This window comes from Catellatospora aurea (assembly GCF_042663325.1).
Classification (GTDB): domain Bacteria; phylum Actinomycetota; class Actinomycetes; order Mycobacteriales; family Micromonosporaceae; genus Catellatospora; species Catellatospora aurea.
In genome coordinates this window covers 23560-36064 of sequence record NZ_JBHTAC010000036.1, presented here as the reverse complement: position 1 = coordinate 36064, position 12505 = coordinate 23560, and the positions used below count along the sequence as shown (strand labels likewise).

The 12505-nt window shown below is 72.0% G+C and carries 9 protein-coding genes; 4 read left to right on the top strand and 5 right to left on the bottom strand.

Translation table 11 applies throughout. The annotated features are described in order from the left end of the window. Window positions 1–82: 82 nt before the first annotated feature. On the top strand, window positions 83–1069 hold the full coding sequence (locus tag ACFQO7_RS27460) for an NAD(P)-dependent alcohol dehydrogenase (RefSeq protein WP_376809082.1): 987 nt from the start codon (window positions 83–85) through the stop codon (window positions 1067–1069). 173 nt (window positions 1070–1242) lie between these two features. On the opposite strand, the gene ACFQO7_RS27455 is transcribed toward ACFQO7_RS27460, so the two are convergent. Next, window positions 1243–2235, bottom strand: coding sequence for a winged helix-turn-helix domain-containing protein (locus tag ACFQO7_RS27455; RefSeq protein ID WP_376809081.1), 993 nt, complete (start codon window positions 2233–2235; stop codon window positions 1243–1245). A gap of 190 nt (window positions 2236–2425) precedes the next feature. Here ACFQO7_RS27455 and ACFQO7_RS27450 point away from each other — a divergent pair, with 190 nt between their 5' ends. Beyond that, window positions 2426–3832, top strand: coding sequence for a family 43 glycosylhydrolase (locus ACFQO7_RS27450; protein WP_376809080.1), 1407 nt, complete (start codon window positions 2426–2428; stop codon window positions 3830–3832). Between the two features lie 57 nt (window positions 3833–3889). Here ACFQO7_RS27450 and ACFQO7_RS27445 read toward each other — a convergent pair whose 3' ends face one another. Further along, window positions 3890–7615, bottom strand: coding sequence for a S8 family serine peptidase (locus tag ACFQO7_RS27445; protein ID WP_376809079.1), 3726 nt, complete (start codon window positions 7613–7615; stop codon window positions 3890–3892). Window positions 7616–7941: 326 nt separating this feature from the next. Between ACFQO7_RS27445 and ACFQO7_RS27440 the strand changes: the two genes are divergently transcribed. Continuing rightward, window positions 7942–9273: a sensor histidine kinase gene (locus ACFQO7_RS27440; protein ID WP_376809078.1), complete on the top strand. Its 1332-nt coding sequence runs from the start codon at window positions 7942–7944 to the stop codon at window positions 9271–9273. Beyond that, a complete protein-coding gene (locus ACFQO7_RS27435; protein ID WP_376809077.1) occupies window positions 9261–9926 on the top strand; it encodes a response regulator transcription factor in 666 nt (221 codons plus the stop codon). The genes ACFQO7_RS27440 and ACFQO7_RS27435 overlap by 13 nt, the downstream gene beginning before the upstream one ends. Before the next feature lie 114 nt (window positions 9927–10040). Here ACFQO7_RS27435 and ACFQO7_RS27430 read toward each other — a convergent pair whose 3' ends face one another. The 3 genes from ACFQO7_RS27430 to ACFQO7_RS27420 are packed head-to-tail and all read right to left on the bottom strand — an operon-like array spanning window position 10041 to window position 12486. After that, window positions 10041–10679 (bottom strand): DUF624 domain-containing protein, encoded by a 639-nt coding sequence (locus ACFQO7_RS27430; protein ID WP_376809076.1) that lies wholly within the window; start codon window positions 10677–10679, stop codon window positions 10041–10043. 5 nt (window positions 10680–10684) lie between these two features. Continuing rightward, window positions 10685–11548, bottom strand: coding sequence for a carbohydrate ABC transporter permease (locus ACFQO7_RS27425; RefSeq protein ID WP_360525114.1), 864 nt, complete (start codon window positions 11546–11548; stop codon window positions 10685–10687). Further along, entirely contained in the window at window positions 11545–12486 is a 942-nt protein-coding gene (locus ACFQO7_RS27420) for a carbohydrate ABC transporter permease (protein WP_376809075.1), read from the bottom strand. Before ACFQO7_RS27420 ends, ACFQO7_RS27425 begins: the two co-directional genes overlap by 4 nt. Between the last annotated feature and the right edge of the window lie 19 nt (window positions 12487–12505).

Sequence of the window (12505 nt, the reverse complement as noted above, 5' to 3'; positions counted from 1 at the left end):
ACGGGTTCTCCCCCATTGACCGCCTTACGGCGTAAGGCTACCTTACAGCGTAAGACTTACAACGTAAGGTCAGGAGACCTCGATGAAGGCGTACGTGCTCCGCTCCTACGGCCCGCCCGAGAATCTGCACCTCACCGACGTCGACGAGCCCGTGCCGGGGCCCGGTGAGGTGCTCGTCCGGGTCCGCGCCACCTCGATCAACCCGTATGACTGGCACCACCTGCGCGGCGAGCCGGTCGTGGCGCGGTTCATGGGCGGCGGCTTCGGCAAGCGCCGTCCGAACCACCCGATCCTCGGCTGCGACGTCGCCGGCGAGGTGGCCGCGGTCGGACCGGGCGTGACCCGCTTCCGGCCCGGCGACGACGTCTACGCGCTCGTGAAACACGGCGCCTTCGCGCAGTACACCTGCATCCCCGAGGACCACCTGGCCACCAAACCGCACACCCTCACGTTCGAGCAGGCCGCCGCCGTGCCGATGGCGGCGATGACCGCGCTCGTCGCGATCCGCGACGACGCCGCGGCGCGCAGCGGGCAGCGCGTCATCGTCAACGGGGCCTCCGGCGGCGTCGGGACGTTCGCGGTGCAGTTGGCGCGGTCGGCGGGCGCGGAGGTCACCGGCGTGTGCAGCAGCCGGAACGTGGACCTCGTCCGATCCCTCGGCGCTGCGGTCATCGACTACACGACGCAGGACTTCACCGAGGTCGCCCGCGGATTCGACGCGCTCGTGGACATCGCCGGCAGCCCGCCGGCCCGGGCTGCCCGGCGCGTGCTGCGCCCAGGGGGCGTCCACGTCGTCGTCGGCGGCGACGCCGGCAGGTGGTTCCGGCCCGTCGACCACATGATCGCCACCACCGCGCTGGGCAAAATCACCTCCCAGCGCGTCGCCGTCACCGGCACCCCCATCGGCCCTGCCAGCGCCCGCGGTCTGGCGGAACTCGCCACGCTGTTCGACAGCGGCGCGGTCAAGCCGGTCGTCGAGCGCACGTTCCCGTTCGCGCAGCTGCCGGAGGCGATCCGCCATGTCGAGACGGGACGCGCCCGCGGCAAGGTGGTCGTCACCGTCGAATGAGACCGCGAAGCGGAGCCCGCGGCTGTCGGTCAAGATTGCTACGCTCCGCCGCTGGTGGCAGCGCCGCCGCTGATCCGCACACTGCTACGGCGGTCGTTCCCGCAGGCAGCGGCCGATTGACGTTAGGAAGGGCACCTTCCGCAACGCATGGCGATGTGAAGGTGCCCTTGCTTTCATCGGGGGCGGCCGGTGAGCAGGGCGCGGCCCAGCGGGGTGACGACGTGGAGCATGTGTCGGCCGTAGGGGCGGGTTCGCAGCAGGCCGGCCCGGCGCAGCGTGGTGGCGTGCTCGCTGGCGCTGGACAGCGAGATGCGGACCCGGCGGGCGAGTTCGGTGGTGGTGCAGCCGTGCGGGTGCAGCTGCGCCGCCCGCAGCACCGCGGCGCGGGTGCTGCCCAGTAGCGCGACCAGCTCGGCGTCGGGCGGCGGCGCCCGCTCGGCGTCCCAGTCGGGATCGTGGTCGATCGGGTACACCAGCACCGGCGGCCGGTCGGCGGCCCGCAGCGTGACGGGCGTGCTCCGGCAGAAGTACGAGGGCAGCAGCACCAGCCCCCGGCCGGCGAGGTGGATGTCGCGGTCGGCCGGGTAGGCCACGTGCAGGGTCGGCGCGTCCCACCGGATCGTCGGATGCAGCGTGGCGAGCAGCCGGTCGACGCCGCCGTCGACCAGGAACCTGGCTGCCCGCGCCCGTGCCCCGGCGACCTGTCCCGAGATCAGTTCCCAGTGCGTGGCGAGCACCGCCTCGAAGTAGGCGCGCATCGCCGAGGCCAGCGCGGCCACCGCCGTGCGGTCGCCGTCGGCCAGCCGCTCGGCCCGCTCGCGCGGGCAGTGCCGCGGCAGCACCCGGCGCAGATCCGCGCGCAGGTGGTCGACGGGTGTGGCCAGCACTTCGCCGAGGCCTGCGTCGAGCGCGTCGTCGATGTCGTGCAGGCCTCTGGTCGGGGTCAGGAAGTCCGGTGAGTAGCCGGTGGGCGGGGCGAGGCTGAGCAGTGCCCGCATCTCGGGGGTGAGCCGGGCGATCGCCCGCCGCCGCCACGCCCCGAGGGCGGCCGGGGCGTGCCCGCTGGTGAGGGCGTGCTGGCTGAGCAGGGATTCCCACAGCGGATCGGCGCCTGCGGCCAGCCGTAGCGAGCCCAGGTCTGCGGCGGTGAAATGGATACGCAGCATGGTCGGGCCTCCGCTGCGCGGACTCTACCGCGATACCGGCAATGCGGGCAATCAGTGATGTACATGCGGCGATCACCGCTGCTGCCGGGGCACGCTTCGGTCCTGGCCGAAGCGACTGGCTCGGCTGGACGGGCGGGTCGCATGCTCTGTCGCGACCACGCTGCACCATCCGACGACGGGAGCTGATCCGATGCGACGCCTGGCGCTGCTGTTCCTGACCCTCGTGCTGCTTGTTCCGGCCGCGCCCGCGCTGGCGGCGGGCACGTTCACCAACCCGCTCAACGGCAGCGCGGACCCGACGCTGACCTACGTCAACGGCAACTACTACCTGGCCACCACGCTCGGGGACCGGATCGGGATCTGGAAGTCGCCGACACTGAAGGGGCTGGCCACGGCCGGCGAGACCACCGTGTGGCGCGACAGCGATCCCAGCCGCAACCAGCAGATGTGGGCCCCGGGGCTGTACCGGTTCGGGCAGCGCTGGTACATCTACTACACGGCCAGCAACGGTGTCGACGCCAACCACCGCACGTATGTGATCGAGTCCGACGGCGACGACCCGCTCGGGCCGTACCACTTCAAGGCCCGCATCGCCGACCACGGCGAGTACGCCATCGACGGTGAGCCGTTCGTGCACAACGGGCAGATGTACTTCGCGTGGAGCGGTCCCGGCCGCGGCATGGGCGGCCCGGCGCAGATCTACCTGCAGCGCATGGACACGCCCTGGTCGACGACGGGTTCGCGGATGGCGCTGCCCGCGAGCGGCGGCTGCGCCGAGGTGCGCGAGGGCGCGGTCGGGTTGCGCGGCAGCGGGCGGCTGTTCCTCGTGTACTCCACCTGCGACACCGGCAAGCCCGACTACCAGTTGTGGATGAAGTCGATCGCCGACGGGGCGGACCCGCTGGTGGCGGGCAACTGGGTGCAGCACGCGGGGCCGGTGTTCTGGCGCAACGACGCCGCGGGCGTGTACGGCCCGGGACACAACGGTTTCTTCAAGTCGCCTGACGGCGCCGAGGACTGGATCGTCTACCACGGCAAGACCACGTCGGCGTACACGTACGCGGGCCGCACCACCCGGGCGCAGAAGATCGGCTGGAACGGCGACGGCACGCCGAACCTCGGCCGGCCGGTGGCGCTCGGCACGGCGCTGACGCCGCCGTCGGGTGACCCGGACAACCCGTCCACGGCCTGGTCGGCGATCGTCGACAACACCACCGAGGGCCGGTTCACGGCGAGCGCGAACTGGGGCGTGTCGTCGTATTCGGTGCAGCGGTACGGGGCCGACTACCGGTTCGCCGAGCCGGTGTCGGCCAGTGACGCGGCCTGGTACCGGTTCGCGATCCCGGAGACCGGCACGTACCGGGTCGACGCGTGGTGGCCGTCGCTGTCCGGGTACAGCACGAAGGCGCCGTACGTGATCGTCACCGCGAGCGGGAACCAGACGGTCAACGTCGACCAGCGGTTCAACGGCGGTTCCTGGCGCACGCTGGGCACCTTCACCCTGACCGCCGGGGACGAGAACAAGGTCGCCGTCAGCCGCTGGACCAACGGCACCGGCCTGGTGATCGCCGACGCGATCCGCATCACCCGGGTCTGAGCAGATCTTGGAGAGTTGTGGTCGCCAGGACGACCACAACTCTCCAAGATTCAGGAACTAGCGCAGTCCGAAGGCCCGGACCACGGTCTGGGTGACCGTGTTGCCCGCGGAGTCGGCGGCGCTGACGCGGATCGAGGCGAACTTCGCCCATCCCGGCGCGTGCAGGGTCGTCTGCCAGGCGCCGTCACGCCGGTCGAACGGCACACGCTGCCAGGTGCGGCCGTCGTCGTACGACACCTCCAGCCCGACCTTGCCGACCTTGCCGCCCTGGTGCACGCCCTCGAACTGCCGGGCGCTCACCTCCAGGCGGGCGCGGCGGTCGGCCCGGCCCGCGAGGTCGGTGTCGACCGTGTAGTGCACGCCCATCAGCGGCAGCCGCCGGATCTCGTCCGGTGCGGCCCCGGTGAACGGGAACGTCCACTCGGTGCGGGTGCTGACCGAGTACGGCGACACCACCGACTGGCTGGTCTCGGTGATCAGCCGCACCGGCCGCGGGCCGGGCGTGAGCGTGCCGTACATGCTGCTGCCCGGGTTCTCGGCGATCAGCTCGTCGCCCTGGTACAGGCTGGTCTTCTGGCTGATCTCCCCTTCCCAGACCAGTGCCTGGTGGTGCGGGTCGGAGTCGCCCCAGTTCGGCAGCGCCCACACCATCAGGTCGTTGCCGAGCATCGTCGGGCGGCCGGACACGAGGCTGTCCTGCAGCATGGCGGGCCGGCCGACCGGCGCGAACCAGCGCACCTGGCTGCGGCTGCCCGGCCGGTACCCGAGCAGCTCCGACGAGTACATCAGCGGCTGCACGGTGGCCTGCTCGAACCACTGGTTGCCGTGGTCGGCCGACACCCAGTCGGTGCGGGCGCCCTGCGCGGGCACCGGCAGCACCGCGCCGCCCAGCGCCGACCCCGGCTGGTCCGGAGACACGTCGTAGCGCAGCCCCAATCCCGAACCGGGCACCGGGCTGCGGTAGGCGACGTCGATGCGGGCCAGGTCACGCGGTCCGGGCCGGTAGGACACGTCCTTGGGCACCGCGCCGCGGTAGCGGTGGACCAGGTCGTACACGTAGGACGGGACCGGGTGCGACTCGACGCCGTAGTGCTGCCTGCCCTTGGCCAGCTGCGTGATCAGCTGCTCGCCCTGGTCGCGGCCGATGGCGGCGACCGGCAGCGCCGGGTTCGGGTTGTCCAGCTCGTACCAGGCGTCCAGGCGGCCGTCGCCGTCGTTGACCAGCAGCATCATCCGCGCCCCGGCCTCCGCCGCCGCGTCGGCCTGCGCGACGACGTCGCCGCCCGCCCGGTGCCGTACCACGGCGATCTTCCCGCGGACCCGGGCCCGCTGCAGCTCGGCGGCGGTGCCGAGGCCCGCGTAGGCGAGGTCGAGCTGCTCGCGGCCGTCCGGCAGGCTGCGCGAGGCGGTCTGCAGGAGCAGGTCGTCGTAGCGCTGCCCGTACCCGCTGATGGTCAGCGGCGGCTCGACGAGGCTCCACCGGAACCCGAGGCTGAACGCGCCCTGCTTGACGGCGCGGCCGGTCGGGGTGGCCCAGATGCCGTGGTAGCGGCTGTGGACCGTGTAGTTGTCGAAGAACGGCGACAGGTCGGCGTAGGTGCGGCCGTAGTCGATGCGCACCTCGGCCCGCGCGGTCGCCGTCTTCACCTCGGCGGAGACCTGCCGCAGCTGCCGGGCGTCGAGCACGACGGTCCGGTCGCCGGTCAGCACGATCTCCGGGGCGAGCAGCACGCCCAGGCCCAGCGAGTGGGGTCCGGCGATGCCGGGCAGGTCCGCGTGCATGATCGCGCTGTAGGTGCCCGGCTGCAGGCTCGCGGTGAGCCGGCCGGTGCCGTCCACCGTGTACAGCTTCGGCACGGTGTTGCGGGTGATGTCCTTGAGCAGGATCACCCCGGCCAGGCCGCGCCCGGCGCGGTCACGGGTCTGGAAGGTCAGGTCGGCGCGCTCACCCTCCTTGTTCAGCCCGACCAGGGTGCGCAGCCGTTGCCCGCCGGGGCCGGTCGCGTCGACCGCGACGTGGGCGTAGGTGTCGTCCTGCGCGTTGTCCAGGGCGATGTGGACGGTCGCGTCGGCGGTGCCGTACGCGGGCACGGTGATCCGCTGAGCGTCGAGGGTGAACAGGCCCGCCGGCGCGGTGGGCGCGCGGACGGACAGGTCCAGGTCCACCGGCGCGTCGCCGGTGTTGGTGTAGACGACCTTGCGGTCGACGCGCTGCCCCGGCTGGTAAGGCCAGGCCAGGTCGGTGAAGTCGGTGCCGGTCGCGAACACGGTCGCGCCGGTCGCCGCGACGGCGTCGACGCGGCCGATGCCCTCGAAGTACGGGTCGATCCGCTCGCCGTTGCGGCTCGTGCTCATCAGCACGTCCTTGAGCCGCTGCCCGGTCCAGTCCGGGTGCGCGGCCGCCAGCAGCGCCGCCACGCCCGCGACGTGCGGCGTCGCCATCGACGTGCCGCTCATCGTGGTGTACAGGCCCTCGCCCTCGCTCGACTGCTGCGAGCGGGCCGCGTACACGTCCACGCCGGGGGCGGTGATGTCGGGCTTGAGGGCGTTGTCGCCGCGGCGCGGGCCGCGGCTGGAGAAGAACGCGAGCCGGTCGAGGCTGTCGACCGCGCCGACGGTCAGCGCGGCGTCGGCCGCGCCGGGTGCGCCGACGGTCTGCATGTCCGGGCCGGAGTTGCCGGCCGCGATGGTGAACAGCGCGCCGGTCTGGGCGCTGAGCTCGTTGACGGCGCTGCTCAGCGGGTCGGTGCCGTCGGTTGGCGCACCGCCCAGGCTCATGCTGACGACCTTCGCGCCCTGCTGGCGGGCGGCCCACTCCATCCCGGCGATGATCCAGGAGTCCTGGCCTTCGCCGAGGTCGTTGAGGACCTTGCCGACATGCAGGCGCGCCCCGGGGGCGACGCCGCGCTCGCGGCCGTCGGACGCCGCGCCGGTGCCCGCGATCGTCGACGCGACGTGGGTGCCGTGGCCGTGCTTGTCGGTCACCTCCTGCCCGGGTACGAAGCTGGCGGTCTGCGCGATCTGGCCGGCCAGGTCCGGGTGGGTGACGTCGACGCCGGTGTCGAGCACCGCGACCGCGACGCCCGAGCCGGTGTTGCCGGTCGCCCAGACCTGCGGCGCGCCGATCTGCGCGGTCGTGTCGGCCAGTGCGGCGCGGACCTTGCCGTCCAGCCACACCTTGGTGACGCCGCCGGCCAGTGCGGGCCGGGCGTCGGCGCGCTTGGCCGCGGCCGGGGCGGTCAGCGCCGCCCAGAACCGGTCGGCGCCGCCGCGCTGCTGCTCGACGAGCCCGCCGTGCACGAAGTCGAGGCCGCGCACCTGCACCGAGCCGGGCAGCCGGGTACGGCGGGCGGTCGCGGCGTCGGCGTACTGCACGATCAGCGGCAGGCGCGGGCGGCGGGCGTCGTCGTGGCCCTCGGCGATCAGGTCGGTGACGTTGAACAGCCGCTCGTCGAGCAGGCCCGCGGCGACGTACGGCGCGGCCGCGTCGGGGTAGACGTAGGTGTCGGTGCCGTAGGTCAGCACGTGTGCGCCGACAGGGCCGCCGTGCTTGCTGCGGACGCTGGTGGTGGTGCGGCCGCCGGGCAGTGCGGTGACGGTGACCCGGTCGCCGGTGATCAGCGTGATGGTGTGTGAACCGGCGGGCTTCGCCGGAGCTTTCCCAGCGGATCCGGCGGCGACGGCGCTGCCGGGAGAAAGTACCGAGATCGTGCCCAGTGCCAGCGTTATCGCCAGCAGGGCGTGCGCGGGGGCGCGGCGTCTCGGTGAGGGAAGTGCTGCCACGAGGCGGACTCCGATCGTGCGGGGGGTGAACGCCCGAAGATCGTCGCAACGTCGCAGGCCACACGGGACAGGTCGGCGATGGCGCAGATGTGACTCGCCCTTTCGCGCCATCCGCCTTCGCCGGGTGGACGTCCAGCGCGCCATGATCGTCGGACTTGCCAGGCACCTGGGCGAAACCGGCCTCAAGATACGCACACCTGCCCGGCAAGTCCGACGACCTTGAGGCGGTGGGCGCCGTTGCCGCCGCGGCAGGTATGCCTGGCACTACCTCGGATCGGCCCGCTGGGCGGCTGGGCCGGGACGCTCCCGCTGGCTAGCGTGTCCACATGCCCTCTGAGCAGCCACATCACCTCTTCGCCGCGCTCACCTCCCGCCGCTACCTGATCTCGGAATGGCCCTGGCGCGCCCTGCTGTCCGTGCTCACCGCGCTGCCCGTACTCGGCGTCGCCGCGCTGCTGCTGTCGCCGATCACGCTGCCGTGGGCGGGCTGGCTCGTGCAGTTCTCCAACGGCGGGCTGCACACCGCGCCGCTGGTGTTGGTGTCGGGGCTCACCACAGCCGGGCTCGCCATGTTCGGCACGCTGCTGGCCGCACCGTTCGCCGCGCTGGAGCGTCGCCGCGTGGGCATCGTCGACCCGCGCCCGGTCGACCACATGCCCCGGGCCGGCAACGTGGCGTCCTGGTTCGCCGCCCGCTACGCCGAGCCCGCCGCCTGGCGTGAGCTGCTGTACCTGGTACTGCTGGCGACGGTCGCCCCACTCGTCTATGCCACCCTGGCCTTCACCGCGTTCATCGTCGGCACGCTGATCGTCAGCCCGCTGCTGGTGCCCCGGAACGCCGACGGCCTGTACGGGGTCGACAGCGCGATCAGCCTCGGCCCATGGCAGGCGAGCACGCCCGCTCAGGCGATCCCGGTCGCGCTGCTGGGCCTGGCTCTGCTGCCCGCGCTGGCCTATCTGACCGGCCTGGTCGCGGCCGGTCACGCGGCCACCGCCCGGGTGCTGCTCGGCGGCGGCGGCCAGGCCGAGCTGCGAGAGGTGGCCCGGTCGCGGAGCCGCCTGGTCGACGCGTTCGACGCCGAACGCCGCCGCATCGAACGCGACCTGCACGACGTCGCGCAGCACCGGCTCACCAGCCTCACGCTGCAACTCGGCGTCGCCCGGTTGGACCTGCCCGACGACACCCCTGCCGCCCAGGCGCTGGACCGGGCACACGCCGAGGCCAAGGATCTGATGGTGCTGATGCGTGACCTCGTGCACGGCATCAGCCCGCAGGCGCTGGCCGACCTCGGCCTGCCCGCCGCCTTGCGCGACCTCGCCGACCGCAGCCCGCTCGACGTCACGGTCACCGTCGAACCGGGCGTCGCCGACCGCTACCCGCCGCGGGTGGAGAACACCGCGTACTTCGCAGCCTCCGAGGCGCTCGGCAACGTCGCCAAACATGCCGGGGCTGCGGCGGCGGCGATCCGGCTGGCCCGGCACGGCGACGCCCTCGTCGTCGAGGTGCGCGACGAGGGCAAAGGCGGGGCGGACCCGGCTCGCGGCAGCGGCTTGACTGGCCTGGCCGACCGGGTCGCGGCGGTCGGCGGACGGCTGCTGCTGTCCAGCCCGGCCGGAGGCCCTACGCTCGTACGGGTGGAGCTGCCGTGCCTGCCGTGACCAGGGTCGTGCTGGCCGAGGACGGCGTCCTGCTGCGCGAGGGCCTGGCCGGGGTGCTGGAGCGCTTCGGGTTCACGGTGGTGGCCGCGGTCGGCGACGCCGACGCGCTGCTCGCCACCGTGGCCGCCGAGAACCCCGACCTCGTGATCACCGACATCCGCATGCCGCCCGACTTCACCGACGATGGCCTGCGCGCCGCGTTGGCGTTGCGGGCCGCGGACCCGGGCCGCGCGGTCGTGGTGCTCAGCCAGTACGTGCAGGCCGAGTACGCGTCCCGGCTGCTCGACAGCGGCGACGGGCGGCGGGTCGGCTACCTGCTCAAGGACCGGGTCGTCGACATCGCCGACTTCGTCGGGGCGCTGCGCTCGGTGCTCGGCGGGGGCACCGTCATCGACCCCGACGTGGTACGGCGGCTGCTCGCCCACCGCCGCGACCCGGTCGCCGAGCTGTCCGGCCGCGAACGGGAGGTGCTGGCCCTGGTCGCCGAAGGCCACTCCAACGCCGCGATCGCCCGCCGCCTCACGGTCACCGAGGCCGCCGTCGGCAAACACGTCGGCAACATCCTCGCCAAGCTCGGCCTGCCACCGGACGACGACACGAACCGGCGGGTCCTGGCCGTGCTCGCGTACCTGCGCTCGAACCCGGCGAGCTGAGCCGGTCCGGGATTCGGAGTGAGCGCGGGCCTCGGACCTGCCGCGACAGCGCCTGAAGGTTAGGAAGGGCACCTTCTACATCGCATGGCGATGTGAAGGTGCCCTTCCTTTGGTCTAGCGGAGGGGGGCGGTGAGGTGGCGGGTATTGGCCCAGACGGCGTAGAGGGCGGGGGCGGGCAGGAGGAACAGGCCGATCGCGGGTTTGGCGACCACTGCGGCGACCAGGATGCCGAGGATCGCGAGGTTTGCCAGGGTGAGGTACCAGTGGCGGGTCGACAGGTAGGCGCAGGCCAGGGCTGTTTTCCAGGTCGTTTTGGTGTCTGCGGCCAGCAGTGCGGTGGCGGTCGCCACGACCAGGGTGATGAGCAGGGCCAGCAGCGGGGTGACCGCGCCGAAGGGGCTGCCGAGGGCGAGCTGGAAGTCGGCGGCGAGCACGATGACTGCGGCGGCTGCGGCGGCGGCGATCGCCAGGGAGCGGGCGAACTTCGTGCGGTAGGCGGTCCAGAAGGTGCGGCCGACGTGGTGTTCGCCTTCGGACAGCGCCTGGAAGGCGGCGAAGGCTGCGGCGGCGGCCGGGCCGCAGAGTGCGGACAGCGCGGTGTAGAACGGCCAGGCCTGCAGAGGGCTGCCGCCGCCGAGGGCGAGGGCCGTGAGCAGCGGTAGGCAGGTGGCGACGAGGCAGAGGTTGATTTTCAGGGCGGCGTACACCGTGCCGAAGACGGTGTCGTAGGGCAGGCGGGCGAGCAGGCGCATGTCGGTCAGCCCTTCATGCCGGAGGAGGCGATGCCCTGGATGAAGTGCCGCTGCCCGAGCAGGAAGATGATGGTGATGGGCAGGATGGACAGCACCGAGCCCGTCATCATCATCGCGTAGTCGGCGTCGTACTGGCCGACGAACGAGCGCAGGCCGAGCTGGATCGTCCACAGGTCGTTGCTGGTCAGGTAGATGAACGGGCCCATGTAGTCGTTCCAGGTGTTGACGAAGGTCAGCAGAGCGAGGCTGGCCAGCGCCGGCTTGGACAGCGGCAGCATGATCCGGGCCCAGATGCCGTACTCGGACAGGCCGTCGACGCGGGCCGCCTCGCACAGTTCGTCGGGGATGGTCAGGTAGTACTGGCGCATCAGGAAGACGCCGAAAGCGCCGAACGCCTGGATCAGGATCAGCGACAGGAACGTGTCGGTCAGTTCCGCCTTCTGCATCATGATGTACTGCGGGATCATGTACGCCTGCCACGGCACGGCGATGGTCGCGATGTACAGCACGAACAGCGTGTCCCGGCCCCGGAAGCGCACCTTGGCGAACCCGTACGCGGCGAAGCTGCCGGTCAGCACCTGCAGGAACGTGATGACCAGGCTGAGGAACACGGTGTTGCCGAGGTAGGTCGACAGCGGCACCCGGCTCCAGATCTCGGTGAAGTTGCCCCACTGGAACTCGTCGGGGATCCACTTGATCGGGATGGTGAACACGTCGTTGTTGCGTTTGAGCGAGGCGCTGACCATCCACAGGAACGGGACCAGGATCGCCAGTGCGGTCAGGGCCAGCACCGCGTACAGGGCGATCCGGCGGGCGAGGGCGAGCGGGCCGCGTACGCGCGGGGCGGCAGCCGTGTCGGCGGTGGTCATCTGCGCTCCCGGCGGTTGTTGAACCAGAACTGGGCGAGGGTGAGGACCAGCACGAGCAGGAACAGCACGAACGAGATCGCCGAGGCGTAGCCGAACTCGCCTTCGACGATGCCGCGGCGGTAGATCTGCTGCGACAGCACCAGGGTGGCCCGGCCGGGCCCGCCGTCGGTCATGACGACGATGAGGTCGAAGACCTTGAAGCTCTGCACGGTCAGCAGGACGAGCACGAGGAAGGTGACCGGCCGCAGGCCGGGCAGGGTGACCGCGCGGAAGCGCTGCCAGGTGCTCGCGCCGTCGACCTTGGCGGCCTCGTACTGCTCGACGGGGATCGCCTGCAGTCCGGCCAGGAACAGCACCATGTAGTAACCCATGTCGCGCCAGACGCTGGTGAGGATGACCGCGGGCATGGCCCAGGTGGTGCTGGTGGTCCAGCCGGGCGGGCTGTCCACGCCGAGGAACTGCAGGAACTGGTTGACCGGCCCGACCTCGGGGTTGAACAGCATGTTCCAGACGATGGCGACGGCGACCAGCGAGGTGACGTACGGGAAGAACGCCGCGGCCCGGAAGAAGCCGAGGCCGGCGATCTTCCGGTTGAGCAGCAGGGCCAGGCCCAGGGCGGCGAGCATGGTCAGCGGCACGTGGCCCAGGGCGTAGTAGGCGGTGTTGCGCAGCGCGATCTTGGTGGATTCGTCGTTGAGCAGGCGTTCGAAGTTGTCCAGGCCGACCCACTCGGGCGGGTTGTAGGAGTCCCATTCCATGAACGACAGCGCGAACGCGGCGAGCACCGGCACGAGGGTGAGCACGGCGAAGCCGAGGAAGTTCGGCAGGATGAAGCTCCAGCCGATGAGCGTGTTGCGCCGGGCGCGCCGCCTGTCGCGGGCCCGCGGCGGGGGCGCGGCGCTCGCGGTCGCCGGCGTCGCGGTGAGCAGGTCTGCCATCTCGTCCTCCCGGGTCGCG